This is a genomic window from Vibrio sp. 1F263 (genome assembly GCF_041439035.1).
GTDB lineage: Bacteria > Pseudomonadota > Gammaproteobacteria > Enterobacterales > Vibrionaceae > Vibrio > Vibrio tasmaniensis_A.
In genome coordinates, this window is the sequence record NZ_JBGONI010000001.1 from 1 (window position 1) to 15,901 (window position 15,901).

At 44.0% G+C, this 15,901-nt stretch carries 16 protein-coding genes; 10 read left to right on the forward strand and 6 right to left on the reverse strand.

Going from position 1 to position 15,901, the window contains the following annotated elements; all coding sequences use genetic code 11:
* The coding region (locus ACED25_RS00005; RefSeq protein ID WP_371694383.1) for a transposase at positions 1 to 310 on the reverse strand (310 nt) is incomplete at its 3' end.
* A 420-nt stretch (positions 311 to 730) separates the two neighbouring features.
* Between ACED25_RS00005 and ACED25_RS00010 the strand changes: the two genes are divergently transcribed.
* The gene (locus ACED25_RS00010; protein WP_009846433.1) at positions 731 to 1,003 is read left to right on the forward strand and encodes a hypothetical protein; all 273 of its coding nucleotides are present in this window, start codon (positions 731 to 733) and stop codon (positions 1,001 to 1,003) included.
* Between the two features lie 19 nt (positions 1,004 to 1,022).
* Positions 1,023 to 2,387, forward strand: a complete 1,365-nt coding sequence (locus tag ACED25_RS00015) for a hypothetical protein (protein ID WP_009846432.1) — start codon at positions 1,023 to 1,025, stop codon at positions 2,385 to 2,387.
* A 238-nt stretch (positions 2,388 to 2,625) separates the two neighbouring features.
* Here the strand turns inward: ACED25_RS00015 and ACED25_RS00020 are convergent, their stop codons facing one another.
* On the reverse strand, positions 2,626 to 3,399 hold the full coding sequence (locus tag ACED25_RS00020; protein ID WP_017085617.1) for an ABC transporter substrate-binding protein: 774 nt from the start codon (positions 3,397 to 3,399) through the stop codon (positions 2,626 to 2,628).
* 10 nt (positions 3,400 to 3,409) lie between these two features.
* Positions 3,410 to 4,543, reverse strand: a complete 1,134-nt coding sequence (hisC, locus tag ACED25_RS00025; RefSeq protein WP_017104259.1) for a histidinol-phosphate transaminase — start codon at positions 4,541 to 4,543, stop codon at positions 3,410 to 3,412.
* Between the two features lie 181 nt (positions 4,544 to 4,724).
* On the opposite strand from hisC, the gene ACED25_RS00030 reads away from it, so the two are divergent.
* From ACED25_RS00030 to ACED25_RS00055, 6 genes are all read left to right on the forward strand, one after another.
* Positions 4,725 to 5,612 carry a LysR substrate-binding domain-containing protein gene (locus ACED25_RS00030; protein WP_009846429.1) on the forward strand — a complete coding sequence of 296 codons (888 nt, stop codon included), beginning with the start codon at positions 4,725 to 4,727 and terminating at the stop codon, positions 5,610 to 5,612.
* A gap of 285 nt (positions 5,613 to 5,897) precedes the next feature.
* The gene (locus ACED25_RS00035) at positions 5,898 to 6,146 is read left to right on the forward strand and encodes a hypothetical protein (protein ID WP_017104260.1); all 249 of its coding nucleotides are present in this window, start codon (positions 5,898 to 5,900) and stop codon (positions 6,144 to 6,146) included.
* Between the two features lie 161 nt (positions 6,147 to 6,307).
* Positions 6,308 to 6,928 carry a septation protein A gene (locus tag ACED25_RS00040; RefSeq protein ID WP_009846427.1) on the forward strand — a complete coding sequence of 207 codons (621 nt, stop codon included), beginning with the start codon at positions 6,308 to 6,310 and terminating at the stop codon, positions 6,926 to 6,928.
* Positions 6,929 to 7,123: 195 nt separating this feature from the next.
* Entirely contained in the window at positions 7,124 to 7,522 is a 399-nt protein-coding gene (gene yciA, locus ACED25_RS00045) for an acyl-CoA thioester hydrolase YciA (RefSeq protein WP_009846426.1), read from the forward strand.
* 209 nt (positions 7,523 to 7,731) lie between these two features.
* Positions 7,732 to 8,028: a YciI family protein gene (locus ACED25_RS00050; RefSeq protein WP_012603655.1), complete on the forward strand. Its 297-nt coding sequence runs from the start codon at positions 7,732 to 7,734 to the stop codon at positions 8,026 to 8,028.
* 1 nt (position 8,029) lies between these two features.
* Positions 8,030 to 8,428, forward strand: a complete 399-nt coding sequence (locus tag ACED25_RS00055; protein WP_029223165.1) for a GspS/AspS pilotin family protein — start codon at positions 8,030 to 8,032, stop codon at positions 8,426 to 8,428.
* A 101-nt stretch (positions 8,429 to 8,529) separates the two neighbouring features.
* Here the strand turns inward: ACED25_RS00055 and metE are convergent, their stop codons facing one another.
* Positions 8,530 to 10,878: a 5-methyltetrahydropteroyltriglutamate--homocysteine S-methyltransferase gene (metE, locus tag ACED25_RS00060; protein WP_371694384.1), complete on the reverse strand. Its 2,349-nt coding sequence runs from the start codon at positions 10,876 to 10,878 to the stop codon at positions 8,530 to 8,532.
* A 278-nt stretch (positions 10,879 to 11,156) separates the two neighbouring features.
* On the opposite strand from metE, the gene ACED25_RS00065 reads away from it, so the two are divergent.
* Positions 11,157 to 12,068 carry a LysR substrate-binding domain-containing protein gene (locus tag ACED25_RS00065; RefSeq protein ID WP_009846422.1) on the forward strand — a complete coding sequence of 304 codons (912 nt, stop codon included), beginning with the start codon at positions 11,157 to 11,159 and terminating at the stop codon, positions 12,066 to 12,068.
* A 156-nt stretch (positions 12,069 to 12,224) separates the two neighbouring features.
* Here ACED25_RS00065 and ACED25_RS00070 read toward each other — a convergent pair whose 3' ends face one another.
* Entirely contained in the window at positions 12,225 to 12,425 is a 201-nt protein-coding gene (locus ACED25_RS00070) for a DUF4250 domain-containing protein (RefSeq protein WP_009846421.1), read from the reverse strand.
* 121 nt (positions 12,426 to 12,546) lie between these two features.
* Positions 12,547 to 13,227, reverse strand: coding sequence for a hypothetical protein (locus ACED25_RS00075; protein WP_009846420.1), 681 nt, complete (start codon positions 13,225 to 13,227; stop codon positions 12,547 to 12,549).
* A 330-nt stretch (positions 13,228 to 13,557) separates the two neighbouring features.
* On the opposite strand from ACED25_RS00075, the gene ACED25_RS00080 reads away from it, so the two are divergent.
* Positions 13,558 to 15,891 carry a YgiQ family radical SAM protein gene (locus ACED25_RS00080; RefSeq protein ID WP_371694455.1) on the forward strand — a complete coding sequence of 778 codons (2,334 nt, stop codon included), beginning with the start codon at positions 13,558 to 13,560 and terminating at the stop codon, positions 15,889 to 15,891.
* Positions 15,892 to 15,901 lie beyond the last annotated feature (10 nt).

Sequence of the window (15,901 nt, forward strand, 5' to 3'; positions counted from 1 at the left end):
CCTCAACTTGCTTGGCTCTACGACTGATGCAGGTGTAATGCGGACAACTTAACGGCACATGGGCTAACCTAAATATCGAGTCGATAAATCCTTGCAGCGCTCTCAGTGGCATAGAAAAAACTCGTTTCACCATGAGTGCTGTCGTAATAGCTAAATCACTGAACCGACGTGGCCTCCCGCGCTTATTCTGTTTGCTTTGCGCCCACCCACTTATTGCTTCTTCATCGATCCAGAAGGTCAGAGAACCACGGTTAATGAGCGATTGGTTGTATTGCTTCCAGTTGGTTGTTTTGTAACAAGGTTTAGGCATAAGGCTACGAGAGAGAGTGGTGGTAGCTGATCAGATCGTAGGTTCTTGATTTAGTTCCATTGAATTACGCAACAAAGCCCTTTATGTCAACCCGCTTATCGCTTCTCATCAATCCAAAGGTAATAAAACAACTGTTAATGAGTGATTGTTACTTCCAGCTGGTGTTTTGTAACGAGGCATGAGCTACGAGAGGGAGTTGACGTAACTGTTCAGATCGTTGGTTCTTGATTTAGTTCCTCCGAATTACGCAACAAAACCACCAATTTGCACTGAACAATATGGAATTTCTGTTTAACGCAATCGGTTGCTCCGCTTTGGCAGTATGACTTATAAAATGAATTGTAAGCAGTTGATACAAAGCTTAATAACCCAATCAGCTACTAGGTTGGTCTCCCCGATGTTATATGAGGTCCCATAACAATGATTAAATTTCTACATATCAGTGCAATTATATTACCTATAGCTTTGATCGGCTGCGGGGGAGATAGTTCAAAAAAATCAACCACCACTTCAAAGCCTAAAACCCAGCAAGTTACCGCGACTAAATCTACTCTAAACCAAAAACTGAACAAGGTAGATTTGCAATCAAAAAAACTGAGCTCAGAAGGCGTTAATACGATTATGAACTTGCCTGTCGGAAAGACGAGCCTATCTATCTCTACACCGACCAAATTCAGTCAAGTTAAACAATAGATATTGAAGGATTAGTATTATGAAAAAAACCGTTTTAGCTTCAACCATTTGTATAAGCCTATTCTCTTCATCTATCGTTAACGCCCACTACAATGGTGCTCATGAAGTCGGTGAGAACATGCGTAGTAGCATTGATGAAATGATTACAACTAAGCTTAAAGCGTCATTTTTTGACTCTGCTGCGCTTTATATGGACGCAACAAATGTTAAGCAATTAAAAACCTCCCCAACTGGATTGCTAACATCTTTGACTACGGGTTCGCAGAACACGGAACTTCCGTTGGAAACTAGACAGGAGTTGATCGACGCATCTCAAGAAGTCGGCTTTGTCGTTGACTACTTGAAGAAAAACCCTAAGACACAAGGTGTCGATAAAGAGGTGATGGATTTCTGTATTGCAGAAAACGTAGAAGCGAAGAATTGGCCGGGTATTGATTATGTTGTCGATCAATACGGCACAAAAAATGGTATCACTACGCTCCCCGTCTCTATTATCTATTTCGCATCCAAAGGCGAATGCCAAGATCCAAATGATTGGGCACCCAAGTTAAATCAGAGCACCGCAAAATCAGAATTTGAATCCTCAATTCCCCAAGAGATCATTGCTTACAGCTCAAACGTAGGTAACACTGGCGGTGAACTCGTCTTCATTCTTGAAAACAGTTATAACTTCAGTGACGAGCCCGAAGAGCAATTTGAGTCTTTTACTTTCTATCAAACATCAAGCGATGACACTCCTGGAACAGGTCTGTTTAGACGTACTCAAGTTAATAAAAACTCCTCAGATCCTACGCAAGCGTATTCAAAGTTTATCAACGTGGCATGTCAGGACTGTAATAGTGACAACGAGAAGTTTAAAGTTGAGAGCCGCGCCGAGTCTGGCTACGGTACAGTGTCAGTCGCTTCAAGTGCTGTCGAATCTGGAGGCAAATTAATTCCTGGTTTCGTAAGTGAAGATTCAACCGAAACCGAATACTTTGTTCAAGTAAACTATGAGACAAAGGCCCCTAACAAGGCTACATCTCTATTCGTTGATGCATTCAAATTCGAAGATTCCCTGATCCATGGCCGTTACTATTACGATGGTTTTAAAGGTGTGAAGTTCAGTGCTGAAGAGTTACAAACCGCGAATTTAATTGCTGAGTATTCCCTAGCTCATCCCCTAAGCTTAAACGGGCTATCGGTAGTGGAAACCAACGGTGTTCTAACGAATAACTCTTACTCACTACAGGTAAAATCAAATAACTCGGTCATTGTTGCTCCAGTAACCGTGACGGACGCAGAAGATATTCAATTATTAAATGAGATATCTAAGGTTACAGCAGAAGCTATCAATTACGACAATAGCGATGTGACGATTGCTGATTGGAATAAAATATACTAATCAGATCATTAGTTACGATTGTTGGCAAGGCACTGCCTACTTTCCTTGCACTAAGCCACTCAGTCGAGTGGCTTTTTTTGTACGTCTCTTCTCCCCTTCCCAACTACACACTTAAACACTTAAACACTTAAACACTTAAACACTTAAACAATGGTCTTTTGGAGCCAATAAAAATCCGAGAGCCTCACAGCCCTCGGATTTTTGTTTTTGGTGTTCTAATTTTTAGGCGTTAGACGAATTACAAATCAGCGCCATAGATATCAAACGTAAAGTACTTCGCGGCGATCTTGTCGTAAGTACCGTTTGCTCTGATCTCTTCAATCGCGGCATTGAATTGTTTCGCCAGTTTTGAATCCTGCTTTCTTAGTGCTAACGCCGTACCTTCGCCAATGTAGGCTTTGTCGGTCACTGCTTTGCCTTTGAATTCAAAGCCCTCGCCTTCTTTCTTGTCTAAGAAAGCCAATGACAGTTGATCTGAGTTGCCGAAGGTTAGATCTAGACGACCGTTTTGCAGATCCAGATAAACTTCATCTTGGCCGGTATAACGCTTAATGTTTGCCACATCGCCAAACTTGTCGGTTACGTAGCGATCGTGAATCGTACCTTGCTGAACACCGATGGTTTTACCTGCTAAGCCTGCCTCATCGACGCTGAATTCCGCGCTTTTAGCAGCAACAAACACGGCTGGAGTTTGGTAGTACTTATCAGTAAACAAGATCTTACGCTTACGCTCTTCGGTAATACGCATTGAAGCCATAATCACATCTGACTTTCTTGCCAACAAACTTGGAATTAGCGAGTCCCAACTTTGTGAAACCCAAGTACAATCGAGTTTGGCTTGCTCACACAAGGCATCCGCTATCTCAATATCAAACCCGACAGGCACACCATCACTGTTTTTGTAGTTAAATGGCGGATACGTAAAGTCTGACGCCAAACGGATTTCTTTCGCCTGTACCGTTGTACCAAGTAAAGCGGCCGCACAAGCGAGTCCTAGTATTATCTTTTTCATCATTGCCATCCTAGATATGATCTTTATCGAGTTGAGATTGAGTTTCTTTATGCTGAGATTGTTTGCCTTGTTGATTCTTTTCTAATTCGGTTTGGTAGCGTGTTAGTGACGTTATCACTTCTAGCATGCTCTCTTGGCTACCAATACTGATTCGTACACAGTTACGCAAAGCAGGTTCGTGGTTTTGGTTTCTTGTCACAATGCCATCCTTCGCCAATACGCTAAACACATGGTGCCCCGGTTTTTGACGTAGCAAAACGAAATTAGTCGATGAAGGGTAAACCTGTTCTATAAATTCAAACCGCGTTAGCTCACAAGCAAACCGATTACGCAATTCAACCAACTTTAACGTCGCGCTTTCCATCAACGCAATTCGTTCATCAGACAATGCGTCTAGCACTATTTGAGATGAGCAATCTGGCATTGGATAAGGGGGAATCAGTTTCGCGACATACTGCATCACATTTTGACTCGCTAAGATAAAGCCACATCGAACCGCAGCCAATCCAAACGCCTTAGACAAGGTGCGAATCACAACCAAATGCGGATAACGCGCAATAAGGCTCACCGCTGAAGTTTGTGGTTCAAATTCGATATACGCTTCATCGACTACCACTAGCGACTTGCCAATCGTGCCTTCCAGTACCTGAATCAAATCCAATTTAGGGATCACATTGCCCGTAGGGTTGTTTGGTGAGCAAAGAAACACGATATTAGCCAATTCCGCTTTATTCACTATATCAGCGACGTTAAGGCTGAAGTCTTCCTGCAATGGAGAGTCTAAAGTATTAATCGCCAATGCATCGGCGCAAAACTCATACATCGCATAGGTTGGAGAACAGATAAGTATGTTGTCGCTCGCCGGCTTACAGAATGTTCTAATCAGCAAATCAATCGCTTCATCTGCACCACGGACAGCAACCGTCGCGGCATCAGTGCCACAGTAATCTTGGTAAGCCTTAGCAATATCTTGTGGTAAGAAGTCTGGGTATCGGTTGTGACTTGCTTCTCCTTGAAACAGCGAGCTTTCCAATTCATTGGCGTTTAACCAAACACGTCCATCACCACCAATTCTTCTTGCCGATTGATAAGGTATTAATTTTTTTACAGCCTGAGGTACTAAGCTATCAATAAAAGATGTCAAGAAGCTATCCCTTTCACAAAATCACAATGTCTTCATCATTGCCTTCATATTCAATAAATGTGACCTATACACATATTGAATCACAAATGATGATTAAGTATTTACATTCAAACAGAACACTATTGATAAATGAATCGAAATAATCACACAATAGCCATGATAAAAAATCATAGGTAAAGATATGAATCGCACACTTCCTTCAACTAAAACCTTGCTCGCGTTCTTGTCGACGGCAAGGCACCTCAATTTTACGCGAGCGGCACATGAGCTGAATGTTACGCAAGGTGCAGTGAGTCGTCAGGTATTGTCGTTTGAAGAAAGTCTCGGGTGCGATCTTTTCTACCGACATGCTCGCGGGTTGTCATTAACACCTAAGGGAGAAGAACTGGTTCCGCTGATTCAAGATACCATCCAACAACTGCAATCGGCGTTAAATCAAGTTGCCAGCTCTCCATCGAAGATCAAGCTCAACGCACCAAGTTGTATTACCTCTTGGCTGCTACCCAAGTTGATGTCTTTTCAGCAAGCCTATCCTGAAATTGATGTCGAACTCACGTCGACCATCAAGCACGTTTTTGAACCAAGCTTTGACCCGTTTGACGCCGTAATCACCTATGGTAAGAAGCCAAGCCAACAATCGATAGTGAGCCAGTTATTGTTCAACGAGCAACTGGCTCCGGTCTGCCAAGCTCAAAGCATTACGCAAAGCCATCTTGTAAGTAGCGCTTCTACTATCATCAAGCCACACAAGCTCGCCCAATACACTTGGTTGCACGCCAACAATGAGCAGAGTGATTGGCGGCTTTGGTTGGAACACATAGGCAGCCACGACCTTTCAAGCAAGAACAACCAACAATTCGCGACGCTCGATCAAGCGATGAACGCAGCCATTCAAGGGTTTGGTATTGCCATAGGCGACATCACGCTGGCCAAGCAAGATATTGATTTGGGTAGATTGGTGAAAGTGAGTGAAGGCAGTGTCTTCTCTGGAAATGGTTACTTCTTACTGCAACCCAAGAATCGACAAAATACATCCTTATCTACGCTGGTTGATTGGCTCGTCGATTAGCGGCAATCATCTTTGGAAAGCCCCCACTGTAGCTTTAATAGATCGTCATAATGAGAATTTTACCGTTCTCAAAATGAAACTATTTTCCGGTAGCTACGTATTGGTGTTTAGAGTTTAGAACGGACGTTTCTTTAACTAGTTGAAAAGAAAATTAATTCAACTTTTTGCGTCAGAAATTCTATCCCAATGGATAAAATGGCATTCGAATTGCTTTGTCATAGATAACCCAACCAATATACAGCAGGTTGCACCAATAACATTGCAGCTTGTCACGGAGGATAGGCTATGACCTTACAAAGACATACATATTACGGCTTAATTCACCATGGAATTAAAACCCTATTAATGGACAGAATTGGCCACTTCACAGAGCGTGAATATCACGAATACCTTGACCTAACGACCGGCAAATCGACATGTTTTGCCATGAGTGAACAAGAGCTCGAGAATACCTTAGACAGTTTAAAGAGCGAAGGTTACCTTGAAGATATCAAGAAGCTAATACCTCGCTACCAAACCACATCAATACAATAACGTTCTTAATCTCGATTGGGCGCTTCAATCCTTTATTGGGGTTAAACTCGCCAAAACGGTTAGATGTAATTAATTGGCATCCAATTGTCTCGAGCTATTTAGCATCGAGACAGTTTTGGTTAGACTGTCTGCAACTCAACTAACTGGATAGTCAGTGCCACATGAAGCAAATTCTTGATTTCATTCCTCTCATTATTTTCTTTGCGCTTTACAAGATGTACGACATCTACACGGCTACAGGTGCATTGATTGTTGCTTCCGCAGTACAAATCATTTTGACGTACATCATCTACAAGAAAGTAGAAAAAATGCAGATCATCACCTTTCTAATGGTTGCCGTATTTGGTGGCATGACCATCTTTTTGCATGATGACAACTTCATAAAATGGAAAGTGACCATCGTTTATGCGCTATTTGCTATCGGCCTTACAGTCAGTCACCTAATGGGCAAATCAGCGATTAAAGGCATGTTGGGTAAAGAGATCTCTCTTCCTGAAGCAGTATGGGGCAAGATCAACTGGGCTTGGACTCTGTTCTTCACATTGTGTGCGATCCTCAATGTTTACGTTGCTTTCAACCTGCCATTGGATGTGTGGGTCAACTTCAAAGTGTTTGGCTTACTGATCGCTACTTTTGCATTTACCTTACTAACGGGCGTTTATATCTATAAACATTTACCAAAAGACCAACATTTGCCAAAAGATAAGCATCAGCAAAGAGACCAAGAAACACAAAACGATACGCAACAAGAGCTCTCAGGTAAAAATACCGAGGAGAAATAACCCTTAGGGATGAGTCCTCACCCCCTTTTTGATACAATTATTATCAATATGCGATTTAACAGTGGCCAATGATACTCGTGATCATTGGCCACTGATTGTTTGTGTTCGGTGAATACGTTAAAAATACGACCACCGCGAACCCCGCAAACACATCTATTTAAATTTAAAACAATCAATACCATTAAGAGTACAACAATGACAATTCAATCAACTTTGAACCCGATTGGTTCTTTACTTCTTCGCACTTTGGCGATGCCTTCTGATACCAATGCAGCAGGCCAGATTTTCGGTGGTTGGATAATGTCTCAGCTCGACCTTGCTGGCGGGATACTGGCGAAAGAGATCTCTAACGGCAAGATAGTCACCGTGTCAGTATCAAGCATCGAATTCAAACAGCCAGTGTCGGTTGGCGATGTGGTCTGTGTTTATGGCGACTGCACCAAGATTGGCCGTAGCTCGATGAATATCGACCTAGAAGTCTGGGTTAAGCCTGTACTTGATCACGGTATTGGCGATCGTTACAAGGTATGTGGCGCGACATTCAACTACGTTGCCGTGGACGAAAGCGGTAAACCTCGCTCAATCAACAAATAACGTTTTTCATTAAGCCATTAACGCAAATGGTCTTTAGTTTCAGCAAATGAAATTACTAAAGACCATACAACTCTCTCGTACCAATTCACCTCGCACCAATTCACAATTTCTTATCATTAACTCTTCCAATACCGATTAGTTCGCGTAAATTAGCCAGATAACTAATTTAATCGCTCTAATTCAGTGAAGTAACATAAGGATATCTCAACATGTGGTACGTGATTTTTTCTCAAGACGTCGAAAACTCATTAGAAAAACGCCTAAGTGTTCGCCCACAACATCTAGAACGCCTACAAACACTTCACGACGAAGGCCGACTGTTAACAGCAGGTCCAATGCCAGCCATTGACTCCGATAACCCTGGCGAAGCAGGCTTCACTGGTTCTACTGTTATTGCTGAATTCAACTCTTTGGAAGACGCACAAGCATGGGCTGATGCAGACCCGTACATCGCTGCTGGTGTCTACCAGAATGTAATTGTTAAACCATTCAAGAAAGTATTTTAACGTGAAAAAATGGATTATTGGGTCACTGGCTATTGCCCTACTCGCAGGCTGTAGCTCATCAAGTGAACAAGACAAACAAAGACAGTTAGAGATGATGGCTCACCATCGTGCGGGCGTTTTATCTGCTGGCCTACCTATTGAGTATGGTCCACTCTCTATCATGCGTGTGCTAGCAAAAAATACTGTCGTCGAAATCATGATGATCTACAACCAAGATGCAAAAGGTGCTAAGCCTTTAAACCAAGTTGTAGATATGAGTGTGAATAGCTACTGCACCAACTCTGAAGTAAGAGCTAACCTCGACATGGGCTTAGCTTACAACATCAAAATTCGCAATACACGCGGACAACTGATGGTTGAAAAGCTGATCAGCAAAGAGACTTGCCAGAGCAGCAGCTAGATTCGATATTCGAACAAGCATAAAACCAGAAGGCCTCGCAAATGCGAGGCCTTTTTTGTGGTTCATCGTGGAGTAGAGGGTCAATCAAATCTTAGACTAAATTATGCCTCAGCGGATCCCCACTCTTTACGCAGTGTCTTCGTCGCCGAAACTAAGTTAGTAAGTGCCGCTTCTGTCTCTGCCCAGTTACGAGTCTTTAATCCGCAATCAGGGTTTGCCCACAAACGTTCTGCAGGTATTTTTTCTGCCGCTTTCTTAAGTAAATCTACAATCCACTCTTCTGAAGGGATGTTTGGCGAGTGAATATCATAAACGCCAGGTCCAATCGCATTCGGATAGTTAAACTCTTCAAACGCTTTCAGCAATTCCATGTTCGAGCGAGAAGTCTCAATGGTGATCACATCGGCATCTAGCGCGGCCACTGAATCAATGATCTCGTTGAACTCGCTATAACACATATGGGTATGAATCTGAGTTTCTGGTTTAGCACTCGCCGCTGAGATCTTAAAGGCATCCACTGCCCATTCTAAGTACTCTGCATGGTCGCGTTTTTTCAAAGGCAAACCTTCGCGAATAGCAGGCTCATCGATTTGAATTATGTTAATACCTGCGTCTTGTAAATCAGACACTTCATCACGTAGAGCAAACGCCAGTTGGTTAGTGATCTCTTTGCGTGAGATGTCTTCACGAGGGAATGTCCAACATAGAATAGTGACGGGTCCGGTCAGCATGCCTTTCATCTGTTTCGAGGTCAGAGATTGCGCATAAGTCGACCACTCGACCGTCATTGGTTTTTCACGCTCGATATCCGCAACCACAATCGCCGGTTTCACGCAGCGAGAGCCATAGCTTTGTACCCAACCAAACTTAGTGGTTTGGAAGCCTGCTAGGTTTTCTGCAAAGTACTCCACCATGTCATTGCGTTCCGCCTCGCCATGCACAAGCACATCCAAATCTAAGGCTTCTTGGCGTTTAACCGCATCAGCAATATGACCTTTCAATGCGGTTGTGTATTCCGCTTCATTCAGTTTGCCAGTTCGGTAAGCACTACGCTGAAGACGAATCTCTCCTGTCTGTGGGAACGAACCAATGGTTGTGGTTGGTAACAGCGGTAAGCCGAGAACTTCAGACTGATGCGCTGCACGCTCTGCGTATGGAGCACTGCGTTCTGCCAGTGCTTTGGTAATGGTATTGATACGAGCCTGAACTTGTGGCTTGTTCACATGAATCGCGCTCTTACGGGCAACAATTGGTTGGCTGTAAGTCTCACACGCCAAAATGGCCTTTTGATCGCCGTCTAACGCCGCACCCAACAAGCTCACCTCGGTCACTTTCTGTTTTGCAAAGGCAAACCAACTCTTCACTTCTTCGCTGAGCGTTTCTTCTAACTCCAAATCAACAGGACTATGCAGCAATGAACATGAACTTGCGATCCAAAGCTTATCTCCTAGTTTGTCTTTCACCGGTTGCAGTAACTCAAGCTGCGCGGCTAAGTCAGCTCGCCACACATTGCGTCCATTGATTGCACCCGCAGAAAGTACCCAATCTTCCGGTAACTTATTAACCACTTCATCGAGTTGCTGCGGTGCTGCTGCTAAGTCGATATGTAAGCCGTTGATAGGCAGATCTACGATTTTATCTAATGTATCTGTGACCGAATCAAAGTAAGTGGTAAGTAGTAGTTTTACATCGCCTTGAATCACTTGGTAAGCCAGCTTGAATGAATCTACCCACTGATTATCAAGCTCCAAAGCCAGGATTGGCTCATCAATTTGGACCCACTCTACGCCAAGCTTTGAGAGCTTTGCCAAAATGGCTTGATACGCGGTAAGAAGGCGAGGAAGTAGAGATAAGCGGTCAAACCCTTCTTCCACTTCTTTGCCTAGGTATAAGTAAGAGAGTGGCCCAAGGAGTACAGGCTTAACTTTGTGTCCTGCTTTAATCGCTTCATTCACTTCATCAAACAGTTGAGGCCAACTTACTTCAAAAGAGTCATCTTTGCTGAACTCAGGAACAATGTAGTGGTAGTTAGTGTTGAACCACTTGGTCATGTCAGAAGCAGCTGAACTGTCTTTAGTGACATCATTCGACGTATGCGAACCACCGCAGCAAGTAGATTGAACTTGAGACTGACCACGACCAACGCGGAACAAGGTATCTAAATCTGGGAAGGCTTTTTCATCTTCTGATCCACCAGCATGGCGCTTGGGAACGTGGCCTAGAAGTAGAGTCGTAGTTAGTACATGGTCATACCATGCGAAGTCACCCGCAGTTGCAAAGCTTAGATTCGCGTCAGCTTGTACATTCCAGTTACGATTTCTTAATTCACTGCCGGTCTGCTTGAGCTCAGATTGATCGATCTCACCGCGCCAGTACTTCTCGAGAGTGAATTTGAGTTCGCGTTTTTCACCGATACGTGGGTAGCCAAGAATATGCGTTGTTGTCGTCATGTGTCTGTTCCTTATTCGATAATTTTAATTTCCGGTCAGACTGCCTGTAATGATTGTATTTTTAACAAAGGCGTCTGGATGGCTAAACTATCTCCCTAATCTGAACGATGAACAAGGTCCAAATATTCATCTTGTTTATTAATAATATTCATCTTGAATCATCCAAAGATGAACAGTTTAAATCCATCTGGACATCTAGACGTTTACAAGAGAGCAAAAACACCGTAGGGTGATTATTAAGAAATATTGAATTGGCTTAGGGAATATGAGGAATACTCATGATAGAGCTTAAACACCTTCGAACATTGACCACCTTGAGAGACAGCGGCTCGCTAACCGCGACTGCAACTTCTCTTCATCTGACTCAGTCGGCACTTTCTCACCAGTTGAAAGACCTTGAGGCTCGAATTGGCGGTCAGCTTTTTTTGCGTAAAACAAGGCCGGTTAAATTTACCTCGGAAGGCGAAATTTTGTTAAAACTGGCTGATGAGATACAGCCACAAATCGCCAAAGCTGAAAACGAACTCGCAAGCCTAAAAGAGGATGTGAATGGCCGATTGCACATGGCGATCGAGTGTCACTCATGCTTCCAATGGCTAATGCCCGCTTTGAAGGAATACCAAGTTGCTTGGCCAAGCGTGACCTTAGATTTCTCGTCAGGGTTTGGGTTCGAGCCTCTACCGGCATTGATGGCTGGAGAACTCGATTTGGTGATCACCTCTGATATACAGCCCCGTTCTGAAGTTCACTACGAACCTCTCTTTGATTTTGAGATGCGTTTGATCACTGCAATCAACTCACCTTTGGCAGAAAAACAGAGCATAGAACCGCAAGATCTTAGCGATATAACCATGCTCTCTTATCCGGTTCAAAAACAGCGTCTCGATGTAGTGAAACACTTTTTGCAACCAGCAGGCGTTGAACCAAAGAAATGGAAACAAGCAGACAACACATTGATGCTGGTGCAAATGGTATCGGCAGGTTTAGGTGTTGCGGCCTTACCTAATTGGGCAATCAGTGAATTTTCGAGACAAGGGTTAATCGCCAGTAAACCATTGGGTAACGGGCTTTCAAGAAGGTTGTTCGCAGCGGTAAGAAACTCAGAAAAAGACAAACGTTACCTACAAGCTTTCTTTAGCACGGCAAGACAGCAAAGTAAGAGTCACCTAGATGGCATTGAGGTCGTTTAAGAGACTCGTTGTTGGGTTAGTTTATGCCTGCGTTGAACCTGATAGATATGCGCCAGAAACAAAAAAAGTCACAGATTATCTGTGACTTTTTTATTGCCAATACCGACAACAGGTAATGAGTGTTAATCCACGATAGAAGAAACTCTCATTGTGAGCTTATCTTGAGTAAGACTTGAACTGATTAGTCAGTGGGTCGTATTGATAGCCCAACATATCAAGCTTGCCCACGACACTTTCTATATCCATTTCATACATACTGATCAGCTCTTCAAAGCTATCGCATTCTAAGCGAAGTTTTTCATTCACGATTCCCAGCAAAATAATGCTATCGAAACCTTTGACGTTGCTTAAATCCATCCCGTACTCCTAACGAACACACCGACTAGATTTAAGTTTAGAACGCTTACCAACACCACGCTAAAAAACAGATCACACTTTTTCGATTCAACACCGAAAGGCTTGTGAGATCAGTAACCGCCTACATCGCCCAAACTGGCGTTAAACCAACAGCCGCCGCCAATAACATCAACAATGAAATAGTCAGCTGAAGCTTTTCAGGGGTTTTAACGAACAATAAATGCCAACACCACACCACGATAGCTGAGATTAGCAAAGCAAAGCTAAACAGCAGAGTTGAAATCATTGGCTCTAATTGAGCTTCAGACAGAGAGTAAACATTGATGACCGTCGCCAAAACCACCAACATCCCCGTCAGCACACCAACAACGGGCAGAACACGGTGAAAAGCCTGTAAGCGTGTTCTTGCAATCGTCAGCAGTAAATGACCAAACGCTGCCCCCAATAAAACCACGAGTAATAAAGTGCTAATAATACCGACTGTGGTTGCTTGCTCCGTCGCTTGTATAGCAACGTATGACAGTGCTAAACCACAAGCTAAATACATCACCCAAATAGGGCCAGAATCTCGAGTCTTCTTGGTTTGAACTTGAGAATAGAAATAAAAGATCGCGAACACGACAAGAAATGCTTCAATTCTTAATGAGGCAACGGCAAGCCACAGCACGCCAATTGCAGGCAACATCTTGTGAATGCGGCCACGTTGTCCCGGGCAAATATCCCCTTTCACTAAGATGAGGGTTAAGATCAGTTGGGCTCCTAATAGCATCGGAGCAAATTGTACTAATAACGTTTCGACCATTGTGGATCTACTTCTTCAAACTTATTTTCGCGAATAATATCAAAAACTGGTGCGAACACTAATCAAAATCATAAATTAGAGACGAGATTCAAGGCTTCAACTATGCTGATGTATGGCTCTTCTGTCGCCATTTACCGTAAAAATACGAAAGACATCAAAACTAACAGGGGCATGTTCTACTGGCTAGTCTAGGCTCATGCCGCTATAATTCCCGCCTCAAAAATCAGAGGTTGAAATATGTACAGCGATATCACTCCTATTCACGAACACAAAAAATACTGGGCCGAGTGCTACGGAACTGCACCCTTTTTGCCTACCAGTAGAAAGGAGATGGATGCTCTTGGATGGGATAGCTGTGACATTATTATTGTAACTGGTGACGCTTATGTCGATCACCCGAGCTTTGGCATGGCTATCATTGGTCGCCTTCTTGAAGCTCAAGGATTCCGCGTGGGCATTATTGCGCAACCAAAGTGGGACAATAAAGACGCCTTCATGAAGCTAGGTAAACCTAACCTATTCTTCGGCATTACAGCGGGTAACATGGACTCCATGATCAACCGCTACACCTCTGATCGCAAATTACGTCACGATGATGCTTATACGCCAAACAACGAAGGTGGCAAACGTCCTGACCGTGCAACTCTAGTTTATTCCCAACGTTGTCGCGAAGCCTACAAAGGCACGCCAATCGTTCTTGGTGGTATCGAAGCAAGTTTGCGCCGTGTGGCTCACTACGACTACTGGTCAGATAAAGTTCGTCGCTCTGTATTGTTTGACGCAAAAGCAGATATTCTTCTTTTTGGTAACGCTGAGCGTGCACTGGTTGAAGTGGCACACCGCATTGCCGATGGCGAAGACATGTCTACGCTGACCAATATCCGCGGTACTGCTATCAATCTTCCTGCTGCCCCAGAAGGCTTCAAGATCATTGACTCTTCTCGTATCGAAAAGCCGAACAAAGCGTACGTTCCGGTTAACCCTTACGAAGTTGAAACCCAGTGTGATACTAAGAAAGACGAAAAAGAAGAAGTAAAAGCGCAACCTATTACTATTCGTCCTTCTCGTCACGACGCAAAAACAACCGCGGTTCGTATCCCAGGTTACGAAAAGCTAAACAATGACCGTATTCTTTACGCTCACGCTAGCCGTATTCTGCACCTTGAGACAAACCCGTACTCAGGTCGAGCTCTGATTCAACGTCACGGTGATCGCGAACTTTGGGTTAACCAAGCGCCGATTCCATTGGCCACAGAAGAGATGGACTACGTGTTTGGCCTTGCTTATAAGCGTGTTCCGCACCCTATGTACGGCAAAGCGAAAATCCCTGCATACGACATGATCAAAACCTCGGTTAACATCATGCGTGGTTGTTTTGGTGGCTGTTCTTTCTGTTCAATCACAGAGCACGAAGGTCGTATCATTCAGAACCGCTCGAAAGAATCTATCTTGGATGAAATCGAAGACATTAAAGATAAAGTGCCGGGCTTCACAGGTACTATTTCTGATTTGGGCGGCCCAACGGCGAACATGTACCGTTTAGGTTGTTCAGATCCTAAAGCAGAAATTAACTGTCGTCGTCCATCATGCGTGTTCCCGAAAATCTGTGAAAAGCTAAACACAGACCATCAACACACCATCGACCTGTACCGCTCTGCGAGAAAAGTACCGGGCGTTAAGAAGATCATGATCGCTTCTGGTGTACGTTACGACTTAGCGATTGAATCTCCAGAATACGTTCGTGAGCTTGTGACTCACCACGTTGGTGGTTACTTGAAGATTGCTCCAGAGCATACTGAAAAAGGCCCACTGGATCTGATGATGAAGCCGGGTATGGGCACTTACGATCGTTTCAAAGAGATGTTCGAGAAATACAGCGCTGAAGCCGGTAAGAAACAGTACCTAATTCCTTACTTCATCTCTGCTCACCCGGGCACAGAAGATGAAGACATGCTTAACCTTGCAATGTGGCTGAAAAAGCACAACTACGAGTGTGACCAAGTACAGAACTTCTATCCATCGCCAATGTGTAATGCAACGTCGATGTACTACTCAGAGACCAACCCTCTGAAGCGCGTGAAATATAAAAAACGTGAAGATGTTCCAGTGCCTAAAGGCGATCGTCAACGTCGTCTGCATAAAGCATTGCTTCGTTACCACGATCCAGAAAACTGGAAGATCATCCGTGAAGCACTGATCAGCATGGGTAAAAAGCACCTAATTGGTGACAAAGCGAACTGCTTAGTGCCTGAAGAAGACTTTGAGGCTCAGACACCGGCACAGCGTCGTAAGTCTGGTCGTCACGGCTCGCAACGTTTTGCAACTAAGCACAGTAAAGCTCAACCAGGTCTTGGTGGCGAAAGCCCACGTAACCATTCTAAGCCTGGCGGCAATAAGCCTAAGCCAGGTGGCAATAAGCCAAAACCGGGCGGTAAGAAGCCAACGGGTAGCCAAGGTAATGGCAATCAGGGCAACGGAAAGCAGAACGGCAATGGTAACGCGCATAAACCAGCGACGGGCTTCATCAAAAAAGCCCCTGCTAGTCAGCAATCTCAAGGCAATGGCGGCGGGAATGGCAAGCCAAACCGTAGCAAAGCGGGTAATGGTCAAGGTGGTAAACCTGCAAGTAACGGAAAGAATCGCCAGCGCGCAACACAGCGTTAATATAGCGACC

What these genes read in the sequence shown, in the direction of transcription:
- ACED25_RS00010 (WP_009846433.1), top strand. Translation starts at nt 731, where the DNA reads ATGATTAAATTTCTACATATCAGTGCAATTATATTACCTATAGCTTTG.
- ACED25_RS00015 (WP_009846432.1), top strand. Translation starts at nt 1,023, where the DNA reads ATGAAAAAAACCGTTTTAGCTTCAACCATTTGTATAAGCCTATTCTCT.
- ACED25_RS00020 (WP_017085617.1), bottom strand. Translation starts at nt 3,399, where the DNA reads ATGAAAAAGATAATACTAGGACTCGCTTGTGCGGCCGCTTTACTTGGT.
- ACED25_RS00030 (WP_009846429.1), top strand. Translation starts at nt 4,725, where the DNA reads ATGAATCGCACACTTCCTTCAACTAAAACCTTGCTCGCGTTCTTGTCG.
- ACED25_RS00035 (WP_017104260.1), top strand. Translation starts at nt 5,898, where the DNA reads ATGACCTTACAAAGACATACATATTACGGCTTAATTCACCATGGAATT.
- ACED25_RS00040 (WP_009846427.1), top strand. Translation starts at nt 6,308, where the DNA reads ATGAAGCAAATTCTTGATTTCATTCCTCTCATTATTTTCTTTGCGCTT.
- yciA (WP_009846426.1), top strand. Translation starts at nt 7,124, where the DNA reads ATGACAATTCAATCAACTTTGAACCCGATTGGTTCTTTACTTCTTCGC.
- ACED25_RS00050 (WP_012603655.1), top strand. Translation starts at nt 7,732, where the DNA reads ATGTGGTACGTGATTTTTTCTCAAGACGTCGAAAACTCATTAGAAAAA.
- metE (WP_371694384.1), bottom strand. Translation starts at nt 10,878, where the DNA reads ATGACGACAACAACGCATATTCTTGGCTACCCACGTATCGGTGAAAAA.
- ACED25_RS00065 (WP_009846422.1), top strand. Translation starts at nt 11,157, where the DNA reads ATGATAGAGCTTAAACACCTTCGAACATTGACCACCTTGAGAGACAGC.
- ACED25_RS00070 (WP_009846421.1), bottom strand. Translation starts at nt 12,425, where the DNA reads ATGGATTTAAGCAACGTCAAAGGTTTCGATAGCATTATTTTGCTGGGA.
- ACED25_RS00075 (WP_009846420.1), bottom strand. Translation starts at nt 13,227, where the DNA reads ATGGTCGAAACGTTATTAGTACAATTTGCTCCGATGCTATTAGGAGCC.
- ACED25_RS00080 (WP_371694455.1), top strand. Translation starts at nt 13,558, where the DNA reads ATGGATGCTCTTGGATGGGATAGCTGTGACATTATTATTGTAACTGGT.